The organism is Tersicoccus mangrovi (assembly GCF_036881825.1).
GTDB classification, from domain to species: domain Bacteria; phylum Actinomycetota; class Actinomycetes; order Actinomycetales; family Micrococcaceae; genus Tersicoccus; species Tersicoccus mangrovi.
Map to the genome: position 1 here is coordinate 417,873 of NZ_JBAJMW010000003.1, position 17,462 is coordinate 435,334.

Consider the following 17,462-nt stretch of genomic DNA (forward strand, 5'->3'; position numbering starts at 1 on the left):
GGCGTTACTTCTCCTCGTGGGTGCCGGTGATGCGGGCGCGGCCGATGCTGTGGCTGAACAGGTTGAAGCCGAGGTACGCGGGGCTCGCGTCGGCCGGGATGTCCAGGTGGTCCGTGTCGAGCGCGTGCACGACGATCATGTACCGGTGCGGGCCGTGGCCCGCCGGCGGGGCGGCACCGACGAACCCGGGGTAGCCGGCGTCGTTGCGCAGGGCGACCGCGCCCTCGGGCAGCTCGGGCAGCTTGCCCTCGCCGGGGCCGGCGGGCAGCGACGTCGTCGAGACCGGCAGGTTGAACACGGCGAGGTGCCAGAAGCCGCTCGCGGTGGGCGCGTCCGGGTCGTACACCGTGACGGCGAAGCTCTCCGTCTCGGACGGGAAGTCGCTCCACGTCAGCTGCGGGGACACGTCCTGGCCACCGGCGATGCCCATGGCGCCGCTCAGCTGCGGGGCGTCCAGCGGGGCGCCGTCCGTGACGCTCTCGGACGTCACGGTGAACGCGGGGACGAAGGGAAGCTCGTCGTACGGGTCGATGGAGATCATCGTGGTCCTATCGCGGGGCGGATGTGCTGTTCCCACCCTACCGACGCCGTGACGTCAGCGGGTTGCCGCTCAACTGGCCACGCGCCCGTCAGGGACGCGCATCAGTGCGAGCGGGGCACCTCGTGGCGGGTCGGCGGGTTCGCGCCGGCCCGGGACACCGTCACGCCGGCCGCCGCCGTGCAGAACCGGAGGATGTCCCGCAGGTCCTCGACGGTGACGCCGGCGAGCCGGTCCCGCTGGGCCGAGCCTGACCAGGCGCGGTCCACGACCGAGGAGAGCAGGGCGGCCATGAAGGAGTCGCCGGCGCCGACGGTGTCCACCACCTCGACCTGTGCGGCCGGCACCTCGGTCGACCCGGCCCGGCACACCGCCCACGGCCCGTCCGCGCCCCGCGTGACGACGACGACGGCGGGCCCGAGCTCGAGCCAGGCGGCCGCCGACTCCTCGACCGACCGGTCCGGGTAGAGCCAGGCGAGGTCCTCGTCGGAGGCCTTGACGACGTCGGCCAGGGCCGCGAAGCGCTCCGCCCAGGAGCGGGCGCGGTCCACGTCGGTGATGATGGACGGGCGGCAGTTGGGGTCGAAGCCGACCGTCGCGGCGGGCCGCGCGTGCTCGATCGCGGCGAGCACCTGCGCGGCGCCCGGATCCAGCATCGTGGCGATCGAGCCGGTGTGGACGAGGGTGGTGCCGGCCAGCAGCCGGGGCAGCTGCTCGAGCAGCCCGGGCAGCTCCCAGTGGAGCGTGAAGTCGTAGTCGGCGCTGCCGTCGGGCCGCAACCGGGCCGCGGCGACGCTGGTGCGGCCGGTGTCGGCCGGCCACGGGGTGAGCACCGCGTTGGACCGCAGGTGCCCCTCGATCAGGTCGCCGTACGGGTCCTGCCCGAACCGGCCGATGAACTGGGTGGGGTGGCCCAGCCGTGCGAGGCCGACGGCGACGTTGAGCGGGCTGCCCCCGACGTGCGCCCGCTGCGGCTCGCCCTCCCGCTGGACGACGTCGACGAGCGCCTCTCCGATGACCGTGAGCATGCAGCGAACCTACACCGCAGGCCAGCGGAAGAGAGCGGGTCAGCCGTAGAGCTCGACGAAGCGACGCAGGATCGCGTGGGACGCCTCGACGTCGGCGGCCGCGACCTCGGCCTTGAGCTCCTCGGCGGTCTCGGGCGGGAAGTAGCCCTCGTACTTGTAGACCTCGATCCGCTGCGCCAGCGCGGCGGCGTCGAGCTCGGGGTGGAACTGGGTCGCGTACAGATTCTGCTTGAGCCGGAACATCTGCACGGGGCACGTGGGCGAGGAGGCGAGCAGGACGGCGCCCGGCGGGAGCTCGCGCACAGCCTCCTTGTGCCCGACGTAGGCGTCGAAGGCGGTCGGCAGGCCCGCGCAGAGCGGATCGGTCGTGGCGTCGTCGGTGAGGCTGACGCGTACCGCGCTGATCGGCTCGGCGTACGTCCGGTCGACGACGCCACCGGCGAAGACGCCGAGGGTGCCGACGCCGTAGCAGGCGCCGAGGAACGGCATGTCCGCGGCGACGACGGTGTCGAGCAGTTGCCGCAACCGTGCCTCGACGGCCACCTGGAGGGCCGACTTATCCTCGAGCGGGTCCGAGGAGTTGAAGGGGCTGCCGCCGAGCAGGACGCCGGCGTACCGGCCGAGCTCGATGTCGGCGTCGGGGTCCAGAACGAGCCGGACGCGGTCGAGCCGTTCGGGCGGCAGGCCCGTGAAGGCGAGGAAGGAGTCCAGCTCCCCGGCCGCGGCCCCGTCGTGGTCGCGGGTGGACAGGAGGAGGAACGGCTTCACCCTCGTGATCCTAGTCAGCGGGTGGCGCGGTCCCGGACACCGGCCCGGGCGGGCCCCGGGCGCACCACGGGCCCCGACCGAAGTGGTCGGGGCCCGCGGTGAAACGCAGGAGAAGCCGGTCAGCTCTTGACGACGGCTCCGGCGAGGAGGCCGAGCGAGTGCTCCATCTGGTCCTTCGAGACGAGCGGGAAGGACACCTTCTTGAGCAGTTCCTTGTCGGTGACCTTGGCCCAGTCGTAGGTCAGGGTGACCTCGGTGGCGTTCGGGCCCTGGGCCTCGAGCTCCCACAGCCACTCCCAGCCCGGAGGCTCGGTGCCGGCCGGCGCGGTCTTCCAACCGACCATCTTGTTGTCCTCGTAGGCGGTGACGTGGTTGTCCGTCTGGTACTCGCCGCCCATGTGGTCGCCCTCCATGTTCATGGTGAACACGTCGCCGACCTTGCTGATCCGGAAGCTGCGGTCCTCGGACCGGAGGAAGCCGGAGCCGTCGAACTCGCGGTGCTTCGCGGGGTTGGTGAGGAGGTTGAAGATGTCACCGGCGGGGGCGTCGATGACGCGGGAGACGACGATCCGGGAGTCGTGGTGACCCGGGTCGTGATCGTGCTCGCTGCTGTGGTTCGCCATGGCGTGATCCTTTCTCGAGGGACTGCGGCCGTACGTGGCCAGCCTAGCCACCGGGCCGGTGGCGAGGAGTGCGGGGGTGCCGGCGTTCACCGGAAGTGAACGGGCGCGGGGAGGCGTGCGGTGCGGTGTCAGGCCGAGCTGGGGCCGGGGTACGGGAGGCGGGGGTCGAGGGAGCGGACGTAACCGGCGAACCCGGCCGGTGCCCTGCCGGTGCCGCGGCCGGACGTGGTGACCCGGATCCGGTCGGTCGCGACGACGGTGGCGCCCGTGGCCCGTGCTCGCCGCGCGAGGCGGACGTCCTCGTGGGCCGCGCCGGCCCCGAAACCGCCGGCCGCCCGGTACGTGGCCAGGCGGATGCCGAGGTTGGCGCCGTGCACGTAGGGGTGGCCCTCGTCGAGTTCGTGGCGGCGGTGCCAGGCGGCCAGTTGCGCGGGCGAGGTGTCCGCGGGATCGGGCTGGACGGTGCCGAGGACGAGGTCGGCGCCGTCGTCGGCGAGGTCCACCTGCACGCTCAGCCAGTCGGCCGGAACCCGGCTGTCCGCGTCCGTGCTGGCGATCCACACCGTGCCCGGGCCGGCCGGACCGGTGGGAGACGGCTCGTCCGTGTCCGTGTCCGTGTCCTTGTACACGTCCGCCGACTCGACACCGGCCGAGCGTGCCGCCCCGACGGTCCCGGAGCTGACGGTGAGGGCGCGCACCCACGGGGCCGCCGCGACGACCTCGGGGGTGGCGTCCGTGCACGCGTCGAGGACGACGGTCACGTCGACGTCCACGGCCGGGTGCGTGAGCGCGAGGCGGTCCACGGCACGCCGCAGTGCCGCGAGCGCGCCGGGCAGCAACAGCTCCTCGTTGCGGGCCGGCACGACGACGTGCACCGCGCGCACCGGAGCGAGGCGATGGACCGCCGAGGGTGCGGTCACAGCAGGCCCGTCTCCCGCGCCACGGACCCGACGCCGGGCCGGGCGAGCACCTCGATGAGGACGTCCTCCTCGACGTGGCGGACCGCGACGTGCAGGCCGAGCCGGTGGCGCAGCCGTTCGTGGACGGGGTCGCCGTCGAGCGCCCAGCCGGTCATGGGGTGGCGCCAGTGGCACAGCAGCACGACGCCGTCGTCGGTCAGGCTCGCGAGGATGCGATCGGCCAGCAGGTCGAGCCCGGCCGCGGTCAGGTAGTACCCGACCTCGGAGACGACGACGAGGTCGAAGGCGCCCTCGGGCCACTGCTCCGGCAGCCGCAACCGCTGCAGGTCGACCGTCCCGCCCTCGCCCACGGCGATGCCGGCGTCGGCCAGGGTGGAGGCCGCCCCGGCGAGGGCGGCCGGGCTGACGTCGGTGGCCACGAGACGGTCGCAGCGCGGCGCGAGCTCGGCCGTGAGCACCCCGATCGAGCAGCCGACCTCGAGGCCACGGCGGAACCGCTCGCGCGGCAGCGAGGCGACGGTCAGGGCACGCTTGCGGCGTTCGTACCAGCGGTCGCGGAAGCCCCACGGGTCGGCACCCCCGGCGTGGATCCGCTCGAAGATGCCGGCGAAACGCTCGGCGTCGAGAAACGTCTCGAACGGCCGCTCGAACCGCGCCACCATGTCCGGCAGCAGGATCGCCTCATCGCCCGGCGCGTCCGAGAGCGGACCGACCTGGCTCGTGTGCTCTCCGAGAGCGGCGGCCTTCGCCTCGCGCTCGTCCGGCTCCAGCTCCAGCCGCACGACGCCGTCCCACGGGATGTCGGCGTCCTGCGCCCACAGCCACGCCCACACCGGATACTCGAGCAGCCTCACGGCGGTGCCGATCACCGCGGCGGCCGCGGCACGACCGGCCGCGTCATGATCCGTGTGCCCGTCCAGGTGCCACGGGGCGGCCAGGACGGTGCCGGGCTCGGTGAGCCGGGCGTGCAGGTCCGCCGTGACGGTGGGTTCGTGCGCGGCGAGCCGACCGTCGGGCAGCCCGAGCAGGACGACGTCGGCCGAGGCGTGCAGGTGGGCGACGGCCGCCCGGATTTCGTCACGCCGCAGCTGCGCGAGCCGTTCCGGGGTGTGGGTCGGCGAATCGGGATGAGAGGCCTCGCCCTGCGTCGCGACGACGACGGTGACCTCGGCGCCGAGGGCGGCGGCCCGCGCGATGAGGCCGCCCGCGCCGAGCGTCTCGTCGTCCGGGTGGGCGGCGAGGACGACGAGGCGGCGCATCGCCACCCCGTCCCGGTCGGTCAGCTCGGCCGCGGGCAGGCCCGTGAGCGGGGAAGCCGCCCAGGACTGTTCGCTGCGGCCGGTGTCGGTGTGCGTGAATCGGGCGGTCACCAGGGCATCCCCTCATCAGAGCGGGTGACGTGGGAGCGGGTGACGTCGGAGCGGTCGGCGTCGGACCCGGCGGCCAGCAGGGCGGCCCCGAGCGCGGCGCGATCCCGTTCGGCGTGTTCCTGCCGCACGTACAGCTGGAGGTCGGCGACCCGCTGCGCGTGCGCGGCGTCGAAGGCGAGCGGGGCCGGGCCGGTACCGTGGCCGACGGCACGCAGCACGGTCTCGACGGCGTCGGCGACGACAGCGCGCACCCTCAGGGCGAGGGTCGAGCCGTCGGCGCCGGTGGCCCGCCCGTCGTCGACCCGGGCCGCCGCGTCGGCGAGTGCGACCCGCGCCGCGTGGAGAGCGACGTCGACGTCGCCGACGAGCATCCGGCCGATCTGGTCCAGCGTCTCGCCGCGCTGCCGGGCCTGCCGCCACAGCAGCCCGGCGACGCCCACCGCTCCCCCGTACCAGCAGGCAGCGACGCCGATGCCGCCCCAGGCGAAGCCGGGCCGCCGCAGGTACCAGCCGGGCTCGCCCACGGGAACCGCGGGGACGTCGGCGAACTGCACCGGTCCGCTGGGGACGCCGGGCAGGCCGAGTCCGCTCCAGGCGGCGGCGTCCACGGTGACGCCCGCGTGGCGCAGGTCGACGGCGAAGGCCTGCCGGCCGGGAGTGCCGTCGGCGGAGGCCACGTGCGCGGTGACGATCGCGTGGCTGAGGGTGCCGGCCAGGGAGCACCAGGGCTTGCCGCCGGTCAGCACGTGCGACGGCGATCCACCGGCGGAATGGCCGGAGGTACCGACTCCGAGCTCGTGCGCCTCGAGGCGCAGCCCCTGGCCCTCGGCGGCGAAGACACCCCACGTGCTGTCGGGGCCGGCGCCGACGGCGGCGACGGCGGCGCGCTGTTGCGGCGGGAGCTGGTCGAGGATGGCGAGGGCGTCGAGGTGGGGCTCGACGGCGCGAGCGACGCCCAGGTCCCGCGCCGCGACGTCGGCGAGCGTGTCCCAGATCACGGCCGTGCGCCCCGTGCCGGGCCCGGGCAGGACGGTGCCGAGTCGGGCCGCGAGGCGCAGCGCCTCGGCGAGCGCCGTCGTCGTCGACGTCCCGGCCCCGGCCGCGAAGGCCTCCTCGACGATGTCCGACGGAGGGACCTCCAGCGGACCGGAGGACCGGTCGAGGTCCCGAGTCGTTCCTCCGGCGGCATCACCGGCCCGTTGACCAGCGCGTTCACTCGACATTCGGTCAGTCTACTGATATTCCGGGACACGGACCGATGTCTTTGCATCCACCTGTGAGCCGGGACACAATGCGAATCGGCCCCGTCGGCACACCGATCGGCGGGCACTCGCACCGACCACCGTTCGCGCCCATCCCGCGAACGACAGAACGGAGTCGCTTTGAGTTCTCTGAGCGTGCTCGATCGCTCGCGCACCATCGCCGGCGCCGGCTTCAACCGCTGGTTGATCCCGCCGGCCGCCCTCGCCGTCCACCTGTGCATCGGCCAGGTCTACGCCACCTCGGTGTACAAGACCGCCCTGGTGCAGCACTTCGGCACCAGTCAGACGGCGATCGGCGGCATCTTCTCCGTCGCCATCGTCATGCTCGGGCTGTCCGCCGCGATCTTCGGCACCTGGGTCGACACCAACGGCCCCCGAAAGGCCATGGTCGCCTCCGCCACCTGCTGGGTGGCCGGCTTCCTCGTCGGGTCCCTCGGCATCTTCACCGGGCAGCTGTGGCTGCTCTACCTCGGGTACGGCGTCATCGGCGGCGTGGGCCTCGGCATCGGCTACATCTCCCCGGTCTCCACGCTGATCAAGTGGTTCCCGGACCGTCCGGGCCTGGCCACCGGCATGGCGATCATGGGCTTCGGCGGCGGTGCGTTGATCGCCAGCCCGCTCTCGACGGCGCTGCTGAAGCTCTACGACCCGGCCGCCGGGTCCGGCACCCCCAGCGGTGACGCCGTCGGCAAGCTGTTCCTCACCTTCGCCGTGCTGCACCTCGTCTACATGCTCTTCGGCGCCTTCACGATCCGCGTCCCCGCGGACAACTGGCGGCCGGCCGGCTTCGACCCGTCGACCGTCAAGGCGAAGCCGCTGGTCACCGACGCCAACGTCTCGGCCAACAACGCCATCCGCACCCGTCCGTTCTGGCTGCTGTGGATCGCGCTGTTCTGCAACGTGACCGCCGGCATCGGCATCCTCGAGCAGGCCGCCCCGATGATCCAGGACTTCTTCCGCCAGTCCGACGGGCACTCGCTCGTCTCGGCGGCCGTGGCGGGCGGCTTCGTCGGCCTGCTCTCCATCGGCAACATGGCCGGCCGTTTCGTCTGGTCCACGACGTCGGACTACATCGGGCGCAAGCGTATCTACCTCGTCTACCTGGGCGTGGGCGCCGTGCTGTACCTGGTGCTCGCGACCGTGGGCTCGGCGGCCACCCTGCTGTTCGTGCTGCTCGCCTTTGTGATCCTGTCCTTCTACGGCGGCGGGTTCGCGACGGCTCCGGCCTACCTGCGGGACCTGTTCGGCACCTACCAGGTGGGCGCCATCCACGGCCGGCTGCTGACCGCGTGGTCCGCGGCGGGCGTCGCGGGACCGCTCATCGTCAACGGCGTCCTGGACGCCCGGGGCAAGCCCGGCACGCTCGACGCCGGCGCCTACCACCCGGCCCTGTTCACCATGGTGGCGCTGCTCGTCATCGGCCTGATCGCCAACCTGCTGATCCGCCCGGTCGACAAGCGCTTCCACGAGCCGCGCAAGGACGCCGGCGCGTCCGGCACCGCCGTCGACGGAGGCGCCTCCGGAACCGGGACCGGCCGCGCCGCCGGCCGCGCGGCCGCCACCCGCACCACCCGTACCGCCACCGAGGAGGCCTGACATGCGCGCACGCGTCGCCATCGCCTGGACCATCGTCGCCGTCCCCCTGATCTACGGCGTCGTCAACACCCTGGCCCGGGCCGCCGACCTGTTCCGCTGAGTCGGCGTCCCCAGTAGTACCTCGGTCGACCGGGTGGTCCGGATCAGTCCGTGACCACCCGGTCGATCCGTGTGTAGAGGTTGACGGACCGGCCGCGGCTGAACCCGGCCAGAGTGATGCCGGCCTCCTCGGCCAGTTCCACGGCCAGCGAGGACGGCGCCGAGACGGCCGCGAGCGCCGGAATCCCGGCCAGGTGCGCCTTCTGCACCAGCTCGAACGAGGCGCGCCCCGAGACCTGCAGGACCGTGCCGCGGGCGGGCAACCGGCCCTCGCGCAGCGCCCAGCCGACCACCTTGTCGACGGCGTTGTGCCGGCCCACGTCCTCACGCAGGCACAGCAGTTCCGGTCCGTCGGGGCCGACGGCGAACAGGCCGGCCGCGTGCACGCCTCCGGTGCTGGAGAAGAGGGACTGCTCGGCGCGCAGTGCGTCCGGCATGGCCAGCAGCTGCGCCGCGGTGAGCCGCAGCCGGTCCCCCGAGACGTCGAAGGAGCTCGCCTTCGTGACCGCGTCGATCGACGCCGTCCCGCAGATCCCGCACGAGGACGACGTGTACACGTGCCGCTCGGCGCTCGTGTCCGGCAGGGCGACCCCGGGCGCGAGGCCGACCTCGACGATGTTGTAGCTGGCGCGCCCGTCCGCGTCGACACCGGGGCCGTAGCGCAGCGTCGCGATCTGGTCCATCGAGCTGATCACGCCCTCGGAGACGAGGAAGCCCGCGGCCAGGTCGAAGTCGTCGCCCGGCGTGCGCATCGTGACGGTGAAGGGGCGGCCGTTCAGGCGCAGCTCGAGGGGTTCCTCCCCGGCGATGGTGTCCGCCCGGGCGTCCACGTCAATGGCGCCGTCGTCCTGCACCCGCACCCGGGTCACCCGCCGTCGCCGGCTCGCTCGCACCATCTGCCACCCTCCCGCACCGCCGTCCCTGCGGACGGCATCAGGCCCACCCTAACCAGCACGCGTCTGGCCGGCAGCCTCAGGAGCCGACACCGATCGGCCGGCGCTGCCGCCGTAGAGTGGAGGAGGACCCGCGCGGGCGACCTCGAACCCCCACTGCCACCGAACGGCCGTCGGCACCGAACAGTCACCATCACCACGGATCCGACCGCGGTGGCGGTTCATCGAGTCGACGACGGTTCAGGAGGGACGGCGTGACTTCCACCCAGCTGCGCCTGCCCCGGGCAGCCGCCGTCACCACGGCGATGCTCGTGCTTGCCGTCGGCGCCCACGCGCTCGGCGGCGGGGTGCTTCCTCCCGTGCCGATCCTCGTCGTTGTCGCCGTCCTCGCCCTGATCCCCACCATGCTGCTGGCGGGCCGGCGGTTGACGCTGACCGTCCTGGCGAGTCTGCTCGTGGCCGGCCAGTTCGTCCTGCACCTGGTGTTCACCCGGCTCGCGGTGCCCGGTTCCGGCGTCCCGGCCACGTTCCTCGTCGGTCACGGCCACCACGGTGGGCACGACGCCGGCGCCCTCGATCCCTCCGCCGTCGGCTCGGCCATGACGGCCTCTCCGAGCCTCCCGATGATGGCGCTGCACCTGCTGGCGACGCTCATCACCGCCGCGATCCTCGCGCGCGGTGAGGCCGCGCTGGTGGCGCTGCTGAACTGGCTCCGCCCGCTGCTGCACCTGCCGTCCCCGGCCCGCGTGGTCACGTCGCCTCGCTCGACGACAGGCCCCGTGGCGACCGTCCGGCCCGCGCGGGTCGCACTGCGCCTGCCGCGCCGCCGTGGGCCGCCGCGCTCGACCGCCCGCTGATCCTCCTCCCCCGCCGCCGACGTCCGGTGCCCCTGCGCACCCGCCGACCGTCCCGCTCGTCTCCCGTGCCGTGATCCACCCGGACGGGTGCCGAGCCGGATGCCCGTGCGGCCCCGAGCGCGCCTGCGCCCACCCGAAAGGTCTTCTCTCATGCGCACACCCCTGCGCCCCTCCCTGTTCCCGCACCTCCGTCGTGCCGTCACCGCCACGACCGTCTCCGCCGCCACCGCCGGCCTGCTCCTGCTGGGAGCCGGTGCGGCCAGCGCGCACGTCCACGTCGTCCCCGACACGACCGCCGCGGACGGCTACGCCCACCTGACCTTCAACGTCCCGAGCGAGGAGTCGGCCGCCGACACCGCGAAGGTCGCCGTCGACCTGCCGACCGCGACGCCGTTCACCTCGGTGTCCGTCCGGCCGATCGAGGGCTGGACTGCGAAGCTGACGACCACCACCCTGCCGAAGCCGGTCGTCCTCGACGGCACCACCGTCACGAAGGCGGTCACCTCCGTGACCTGGACCGCCGACGCGACCCACCGGCTCCACCCGCACGAGTACCAGGCGTTCGACCTGTCCGTCGGGAAACTGCCGGCGCAGGGCACCACGGTCGCCCTGCCCACGACCCAGACGTACTCGAACGGCCACGTCGTGCGCTGGAACCAGCCGGCGAAGGGCAGCACCGAACCGGAGAACCCGCTGCCCTCGTTCACCACGACCGCCGCCGGATCGGAGGACGGCCACGACGCGTCCTCCGGGCACGCGGTCGACGCGGCCCCCGCCGCTTCGGTGACGACCACGTCGACCGCCGCCGGCTGGGGCCTCGGCCTCGGACTCGCCGGGTTCGTGCTCGGCGCCGTGGCCCTCGCCGTCGCGCTGCTGAACCGGCGTCGTCACGCCGTCGCCACCCGTGAGGCCGGACGATGAGCCGCCCGGTGGCCCTGCTGCGCCGGCGCCGGATCCGTTCCCTCGGCGTCGTCCTGGCACTCGTGCTCGCCGCGCTCGGGCTCGGCGTTCCCGCAGCGCAGGCGCACGACGAACTGATCGGCACCACGCCGTCGGACGGGTCCTCGACCTCGTCCGTCCCGGCGTCGATCAGTCTGAGGTTCAACGAGACCCCGGAGGCCCTCGGCGCCCAGGTGCAGATCCTCGACCCGTCCGGCGCCGACCAGGCCGACGGCTCGGTCAGCATCACCGACGCGACGGCGACGCAGAAGATCAAGGCCGGCGCCCCCGCCGGCGCGTACACGGTCCACTGGCGCGTCGTCTCGGCGGACTCGCACCCGATCGAGGGCACGTTCCGGTTCACCGCGAAGGGCGGCAGCACCGCCTCGGCCGCCACCGGTTCCGGCACGTCGGCCGGATCGGCGGGAAGTTCGGCCGCGGCGGCGTCCTCACCCGCGGCGGCTCCCGCGTCGTCCACCGGCGGCAGTCGCGTGCCGGTCATCGTCATCGTCGTGGGTGTGCTGCTGCTGGTCGGTTTCGGGATCTGGATGGTCGTCTCCGGTCGGCGCCGTCGTGAGGACGACGCCGGGCAGTGACCCGTCCCCTCACCGGGCGCCACGGATACCTCACCGCCGGGCGGCCGCGCACCTCGCGTGGCCGCCCGGCGGTGCTGGGTCGGGTGACGGCGCGGCGTCACCCGGGTAGGCGGTGGCGCCCTCCGCGGGCTCTCGACCGGTCGGTCCGTCCGGTGGCATGCTGGCGACGAACCTGTTCCCCTTGCCCAGGAGCGCTGATGGCCTTCCTCGCGGTCCCCGTCGGGTCCGAAGCAGACGCCCTCGCCACCTTCATCGAGCAGCAGCTGCGCCAGCTGCGGCTGACCGCCCGCGGCCTGTCCGACGAGTTCGCGCGCCGCACCGTGCCGCCGAGCACGCTCTCGATCGCCGGGCTCGTCGCGCACGTGAGCCTCGCGACGCACACGTGGCTCGTGCGGGTGCAGGTGGCGCCGGAACAGGCGTCCGACGCGCGGCTGCAACAGGACCGCCCCGCCGTGCTCGCCGGCACCTGGTACGCCGGTTCCGAGATCCCCGAGGGTGCGTCCCTGGCGGACCTGCTCGAGGCGTACGACGACGTGGCCGCCAGGGTGCGGCCGGTCACGGAGTCCGTGCCGCTCGACGTCGCCGTCCCCGTTCCGGAGGCCCCCTGGTTCCCCCAGGACGTCGACTTCTGGACGGTTCGGTGGGTGTTCATGCACCTGGCCACGGAGGTCGCCCGCCACGCCGGCCACGCGGACCTCATCCGGGAGGCGCTCGACGGCAAGGTCGCCTACGAGCTGAACGCCGAGGCGGACGGGCAGCCGTGGGACCCGACGTACGGCGGCCGTGGGGATGGGAGCGCCGGCCCGGAGCCGGAGGACAGCACGGCCTGAGCCGTCACCCGGGCTCGGTCACGCGATCTCCGTCACTCAATCTGAGGACCGGCCGGCCACGACGTCACTGCGCACCGGCGCGGCCGGACGGACGCGCCGGCCTGGGTGTCGTCAGGGTGTCCTCAGCGGTCCTCGCCCGGCACGACGTCGTCGCCCGGGGTCAGGTCGTCGGTGGAGTCGTCCCCGGCAGGGTCGACGTCGGTGTCCGCCGCCGTGCCCTCCCCCGAGGCGGCGGCGACCGTGGCCGTCGCGTCGCCCTCGACCGGGGTGCCGGACTCCGGGTCAAGCGAGTCCTCCGAGGCCGGCACGAGCGGTTCCTCGGGCCCGCCGGGGCGGGGTTTCTCGTGGTAGTCCTCCGCGGCCAGCTCAGCCTCGGACAGGACCGGCTTCTGCTCCGTCATGTCTCCAGTGTGGTGGCCGGGACGCCGTCTGTCAGCCCCGGGGTCGACGCCCCCGAGGTAATGGGGCGAGGGAATGCGGCACCGCGCCGCCGGGTTGCCGCCGATATGACCGACACCATTGACCTGAAGGATCTCGGCACCGTCCACCGGCTCGGCTTCGGCGCCATGCGCATCGTCGGCGACGGCGTGTGGGGCGAGCCTGCGGACCGCGAGACGGCCCGCAGCGTCGTCCGCCGCGCCGTCGAGCTCGGCGTCGACTTCATCGACACCGCGGACTCGTACGGCCCGAACATCAGCGAGGAGATCATCGCCGAGGCGATCCATCCCTACCCGGCGGCCGTCAAGGTCGCCACGAAGGCCGGCTTCGTCCGCACCGGGCCCAACGTGTGGGTCGAGGTCGGGCGGCCCGAGTACCTGCGCCAGCAGGTGGAGATGAGCCTGCGGAAGCTGCGCGTCGACAAGCTCGACCTGCTCCAGCTGCACCGCATCGACCCGAAGGTCGAGCCCGAGGAGCAGTTCCGGGTGCTCGCGGACCTGCAGCAGGAGGGCAAGATCGGTGCGCTCGGTCTCTCCCAGGTGGGCGTCGACGAGCTGAAGGCCGCCGGGAAGTTCTTCACCGTCTCCACCGTGCAGAACCGCTACAACCTGACCGACCGCAGCTCCGAGGACGTCCTCGAGTACGCGCAGGAGCAGGGCATCGGCTTCATCCCGTGGGCCCCGGTCTCGGCCGGTGACCTCGCGAAGCCGGGCGGACCGGTCGACGAGGCCGCCAAGCGCCTGGACGCCACGCCGTCGCAGGTCGCGCTGGCCTGGCTGCTGCGCCGCTCCCCGGTCATGATGCCGATCCCGGGCACCGGCTCGGTCGAGCACCTCGAGGAGAACATGCGCGCCGCCGACGTCGAGCTCGACGACGCCACCGTCGCCGAGTTGGACCGCGCCGGCAAGTAGGTCCACCACCCCACCGGCCCGTCGACGGACGTGCAGCACCGGCTCCTCGGGCCGGGTTGCCGCCGTGGGCGGGCCGGTGCCGTCCCGACACCTGGAGCGCCACGGCGGCAGCCGTGTGCGGCGCGGGCACGGGCGGTGAGAGAATGAACGGATGCCCACGGTGCCGCTGATCGATGCCCAGGACCTGCTGCGCGTTGTCGGCGGCCCGGCGATGCACCGCGGCAAGGCCTACATGCGCGACGGCGCCGTCGTCTCCCTCGACTGGGACGCCGACGCCGGCCGGCTCAGCAGCCGGGTCCAGGGCAGCGAGCCCGTCCCATACCGCGCGAAGCTGACGCTCAAGCCGCTGCGCGACGGCCGGCACCGGATCGCGTCGACGTCGTGCGACTGCCCCGTCGGCACCGCGTGCAAGCACGTCGCGGCCACGGCGCTGCAGGCGAACGCGGACCACGCCCGCGAGCGCCACCTCGCGGAGCGAGAGAAGACAGAGCGAGAGAAGACAGCGCGGGACAAGGCCACCCAGGCGGCCCGCACGAGCGAGCCGGACTGGCGCGAGCAGGTCGAGGCGCTCCTGCCGCCCGAGGAGACCACCGAGGGCGACGAGTCCGCGCCCACCCCGCTCGCCCTGCAGTTCGAGCTGCGCGAGCTCGGCGACACGTTCTCCCGCTGGGCTGCCAGCCGTGGCATCAAGCGCCGCAGCGCCAACCACAAGCTCGGCGTCCGCCCCGTCGTCCGCAACCAGAAGGGCCGCTGGGTCCGCAACCAGCTGGCCTGGTCCAACATCGCGTTCCAGACGCAGGGCATGACGTTCGACGCGGACCAGCACCGCTGGTTCTCCCAGTTCCCGGGCCTGCACCGCGCCACCGGCGTCGGCTACTTCGGGCAGAACGACTCGTGGCTCTACCTCGACGACTTCGCCAACCCCCTGCTGTGGCAGCTGCTCGACGAGGCCGAGCGGCTCGGCATCGCCATGGTCTCCTCCTCGAAGGACCTCACGGTGCGCATCGGCCGGCGTGCCCGGATCAGCCTCGACGCGGAACGCATCGAGCCCAGCGAGGACGGAGAGCGGGACGGCGCGGAGATCGCCACCGCGTCCGAACCCGACAGCAAGGAACCAGCCGAGGAAACCGAGCGGCACGGCGACGTCCGGGTGGTCCCCGTGCTCGAGGTGGACGGCATCGCCTCGAGCCTGGCCGGGGTCAGCACCATCGCCGACCACGGCATCTACGTGCGCCGCGACCTGGCGAACCCGCAGGGAGCCGGCGGCGCGTCGGGGGCGACCGGCGAGATCCTCCTCGCCCCGCTGGAGGAACGGCTCGGCGCCACCCAGAAGGAGCTGCTCACCCAGCCCGCGGGCGTGAGGATCCCGGCCGCCGACGCCGACGAGTTCGTCCGCGACGTCTATCCGGCCCTGGCCGACCGGATCCTTGTCACCAGCACGGACGGCTCCGTGCCGCTGCCCGTCCCCGAACCGCCGACGCTCGTCGTCGAGGTCGAGTACGCCGACGGGCCGACCGTGCAGACCCGCTGGCACTGGGAGTACGTGCACGGCGCCCGCATCACCCGCCGCCCGCTGCGCCGGTCGCCCGGGGCGCCCGGGCACCGGGATCGCGACGCGGAGGACGCCGTGCTGGCCCGCACCGCGGGCGCGCTGGCCGACCCGGAGGCCGAGTCAAACGCCGCACCCGTGACCGTCGCCGATCGCACCCTGCACGACATCGACGCCGCGGAGTTCGTCGAGCACACGCTGCCCCGGCTGGTCGACGTCGACGGCGTCGAGGTGCACGACCTCGGCACCCGGCCGGATTTCCGCGAACTGGACGAGACGCCGCGGTTGGTGGTCAGCACGGTCGACTCGACCGAGCGGGACTGGTTCGACCTCGGCCTGATGGTGCGCATCGCCGGTCACGAGATCCCCTTCCGGGCGATCTTCGAGGCGCTGAGCGCGGGCAAGACCAAGGTCATGCTGGTCGACAAGAGCTACTTCTCGATCGACCGCCCGGAGTTCCACCGGTTGCGCGATCTCATCGACGACGCGCGGGAGCTGCGCGAGTGGGAGACCGGCCCACGGATCAGCCGGTTCCAGGCCGGGCTGTGGGAGGAGCTGGAGGAGCTGGCGTGGGAGACCCACGAATCGGCCGCCTGGTCCCGGACCGTCGCCGGCCTGCTCGACGTCGACGCCGTGCCGGCCCCCGCCCTGCCGGCCGGCCTGGACGCGGACCTGCGCCCGTACCAGCGGGACGGCTTCACCTGGCTGACGTTCCTGTACGAGCACGGCCTCGGCGGCGTGCTGGCCGACGACATGGGGCTCGGCAAGACGCTGCAGACCCTGGCGCTCGTCGCCCACGCCCGAGAGCACCCCGGTGCCGGCGCCGGCACCGACACGGAGCGCCGGGCGCCGTTCCTCGTCGTCGCGCCGACCTCCGTCGTGCACAACTGGGTGGCCGAGGCCGCCCGCTTCACGCCCGGGCTGACCGTCCGCGCCCTGACCCGGACCGAGGGGAAGGCGGCCGGGTCGCTCGCGGAGGCCGTGGACGGGGCCGACGTCGTCGTCACCTCCTACGCGCTGCTGCGTCTGGACGAGCGGGCGTACCAGAAGCGGGAGTGGGCCGGCCTGATCCTCGACGAGGCGCAGTTCGTCAAAAACCGCACGGCCCGAGTGCACCAGGCCGCGCGGGACCTCGCTGCGCCGTTCAAGCTGGCCATCACGGGCACCCCGATGGAGAACAACCTGATGGAGCTGTGGTCGATGTTCGCCATCGCCGCGCCCGGGCTGTTCCCCACCTCCCGCGTGTTCACCGAGGACTACGTCAAGCCGATCGAGCGGAACGCGGACACCCGGATGCTGGCCCGCCTGCGGACCCGGGTGCGGCCCCTGATGATGCGCCGCACCAAGGAGATGGTGGCCCGCGACCTGCCGGAGAAGCAGGAGCAGACGCTCGAGGTGGAGCTGGACGAGGCGCACCGGCGGATCTACGAGACGCAGCTGCAGCGGGAGCGGCAGAAGATCCTCGGCCTGCTGGACGACCTGGACCGACAGCGGTTCATCGTCTTCCGGTCGCTGACGCTGCTGCGGATGCTGTCCCTGGACGCGGCACTGGTCGACGAGGAGCACGAGGGTGTGCCCTCGGCCAAGCTGGACGCGCTGATGGAGAAGCTCGACGACGTGCTCGCCGAGGGGCACCGGGCGCTCGTGTTCAGCCAGTTCACGTCGTTCCTCGGCCGGGCCGCGGACCGGCTCGACGAGGCCGGCATCCGGTACGCGTACCTGGACGGGTCGACGACGAAGCGCGGCGAGGTGGTCGACTCCTTCAAACAGGGCGACGCCGGGGTGTTCCTCATCAGCCTCAAGGCCGGCGGCTTCGGCCTGAACCTGACCGAGGCGGACTACGTGTTCCTGCTGGACCCGTGGTGGAACCCCGCCGCGGAGGAGCAGGCGATCGACCGCACGCATCGCATCGGGCAGACCCGCAATGTCATGGTCTACCGGCTCGTCTCCTCCGACACCATCGAGGAGAAGGTGATGGCTCTGAAGGAGCAGAAGGCCGCGCTGTTCGCCTCGGTGATCGACGACGAGAACGCGTTCTCCTCCGCCGTCACCGCCGAGGACATCCGGTCCCTGCTGGCGTAGGTGCTGTCCGGTCGGGGTCCGCGTTCGCTGCGGGCCAGTTCCGTCGACCACCGTCAAGCGGGCCGGCATCCGTGTCTCCCAAACGTTTCAGAATCCAACTCGGGCACGTTCTGACCCAGTCTGCCACTGGACATGCATTCTGACCTGCTGATTGGGGATTTTC

The 17,462-nt window shown here is 73.1% G+C and carries 17 protein-coding genes; 8 read left to right on the forward strand and 9 right to left on the reverse strand.

Annotated features, from left to right (window positions below):
- Window positions 1–4 precede the first annotated feature (4 nt).
- The 7 genes from V6N00_RS08080 to V6N00_RS08110 all read right to left on the reverse strand — a co-directional run bounded on the left by V6N00_RS08080 (window position 5) and on the right by V6N00_RS08110 (window position 6,470).
- Window positions 5–541 carry a YbhB/YbcL family Raf kinase inhibitor-like protein gene (locus tag V6N00_RS08080; protein ID WP_334231561.1) on the reverse strand — a complete coding sequence of 179 codons (537 nt, stop codon included), beginning with the start codon at window positions 539–541 and terminating at the stop codon, window positions 5–7.
- Window positions 542–642: 101 nt separating this feature from the next.
- Window positions 643–1,566 (reverse strand): carbohydrate kinase family protein, encoded by a 924-nt coding sequence (locus V6N00_RS08085; protein WP_334231562.1) that lies wholly within the window; start codon window positions 1,564–1,566, stop codon window positions 643–645.
- 39 nt (window positions 1,567–1,605) lie between these two features.
- Complete coding sequence (locus V6N00_RS08090; protein ID WP_334231563.1) at window positions 1,606–2,334, reverse strand: glutamine amidotransferase; 729 nt, start codon at window positions 2,332–2,334, stop codon at window positions 1,606–1,608.
- A 119-nt stretch (window positions 2,335–2,453) separates the two neighbouring features.
- Complete coding sequence (locus V6N00_RS08095; protein WP_334231564.1) at window positions 2,454–2,957, reverse strand: SRPBCC family protein; 504 nt, start codon at window positions 2,955–2,957, stop codon at window positions 2,454–2,456.
- A gap of 128 nt (window positions 2,958–3,085) precedes the next feature.
- Window positions 3,086–3,877, reverse strand: coding sequence for a glycosyltransferase family 2 protein (locus V6N00_RS08100; RefSeq protein ID WP_334231565.1), 792 nt, complete (start codon window positions 3,875–3,877; stop codon window positions 3,086–3,088).
- A complete protein-coding gene (locus V6N00_RS08105; RefSeq protein WP_334231566.1) occupies window positions 3,874–5,247 on the reverse strand; it encodes a bifunctional PIG-L family deacetylase/class I SAM-dependent methyltransferase in 1,374 nt (457 codons plus the stop codon). Before V6N00_RS08105 ends, V6N00_RS08100 begins: the two co-directional genes overlap by 4 nt.
- Complete coding sequence (locus V6N00_RS08110; RefSeq protein ID WP_334231567.1) at window positions 5,244–6,470, reverse strand: acyl-CoA dehydrogenase family protein; 1,227 nt, start codon at window positions 6,468–6,470, stop codon at window positions 5,244–5,246. Before V6N00_RS08110 ends, V6N00_RS08105 begins: the two co-directional genes overlap by 4 nt.
- A gap of 168 nt (window positions 6,471–6,638) precedes the next feature.
- Between V6N00_RS08110 and V6N00_RS08115 the strand changes: the two genes are divergently transcribed.
- Both V6N00_RS08115 and V6N00_RS17210 read left to right on the forward strand, forming a co-directional pair.
- A complete protein-coding gene (locus V6N00_RS08115; RefSeq protein WP_334231648.1) occupies window positions 6,639–8,105 on the forward strand; it encodes an OFA family MFS transporter in 1,467 nt (488 codons plus the stop codon).
- Window position 8,106: 1 nt separating this feature from the next.
- Window positions 8,107–8,205 carry an MFS transporter small subunit gene (locus V6N00_RS17210; protein ID WP_416385050.1) on the forward strand — a complete coding sequence of 33 codons (99 nt, stop codon included), beginning with the start codon at window positions 8,107–8,109 and terminating at the stop codon, window positions 8,203–8,205.
- Between the two features lie 43 nt (window positions 8,206–8,248).
- Here V6N00_RS17210 and fdhD read toward each other — a convergent pair whose 3' ends face one another.
- A complete protein-coding gene (gene fdhD, locus V6N00_RS08120) occupies window positions 8,249–9,100 on the reverse strand; it encodes a formate dehydrogenase accessory sulfurtransferase FdhD (RefSeq protein ID WP_334231568.1) in 852 nt (283 codons plus the stop codon).
- A 251-nt stretch (window positions 9,101–9,351) separates the two neighbouring features.
- On the opposite strand from fdhD, the gene V6N00_RS08125 reads away from it, so the two are divergent.
- The 4 genes from V6N00_RS08125 (at window position 9,352) to V6N00_RS08140 (ending at window position 12,319) form a co-directional block, all read left to right on the forward strand.
- Window positions 9,352–9,954 carry a hypothetical protein gene (locus tag V6N00_RS08125; protein WP_334231569.1) on the forward strand — a complete coding sequence of 201 codons (603 nt, stop codon included), beginning with the start codon at window positions 9,352–9,354 and terminating at the stop codon, window positions 9,952–9,954.
- 150 nt (window positions 9,955–10,104) lie between these two features.
- Entirely contained in the window at window positions 10,105–10,875 is a 771-nt protein-coding gene (locus V6N00_RS08130; RefSeq protein ID WP_334231570.1) for a YcnI family copper-binding membrane protein, read from the forward strand.
- Window positions 10,872–11,489, forward strand: a complete 618-nt coding sequence (locus V6N00_RS08135) for a copper resistance CopC family protein (RefSeq protein WP_334231571.1) — start codon at window positions 10,872–10,874, stop codon at window positions 11,487–11,489. Before V6N00_RS08130 ends, V6N00_RS08135 begins: the two co-directional genes overlap by 4 nt.
- 197 nt (window positions 11,490–11,686) lie before the next feature.
- On the forward strand, window positions 11,687–12,319 hold the full coding sequence (locus V6N00_RS08140; protein ID WP_334231572.1) for a DinB family protein: 633 nt from the start codon (window positions 11,687–11,689) through the stop codon (window positions 12,317–12,319).
- A gap of 122 nt (window positions 12,320–12,441) precedes the next feature.
- Here V6N00_RS08140 and V6N00_RS08145 read toward each other — a convergent pair whose 3' ends face one another.
- Window positions 12,442–12,720, reverse strand: a complete 279-nt coding sequence (locus V6N00_RS08145) for a hypothetical protein (RefSeq protein WP_334231573.1) — start codon at window positions 12,718–12,720, stop codon at window positions 12,442–12,444.
- A 105-nt stretch (window positions 12,721–12,825) separates the two neighbouring features.
- Between V6N00_RS08145 and V6N00_RS08150 the strand changes: the two genes are divergently transcribed.
- Complete coding sequence (locus V6N00_RS08150) at window positions 12,826–13,668, forward strand: aldo/keto reductase (RefSeq protein WP_334231574.1); 843 nt, start codon at window positions 12,826–12,828, stop codon at window positions 13,666–13,668.
- Between the two features lie 151 nt (window positions 13,669–13,819).
- Window positions 13,820–17,299: a DEAD/DEAH box helicase gene (locus V6N00_RS08155; protein WP_334231575.1), complete on the forward strand. Its 3,480-nt coding sequence runs from the start codon at window positions 13,820–13,822 to the stop codon at window positions 17,297–17,299.
- Window positions 17,300–17,462: the final 163 nt, after the last annotated feature.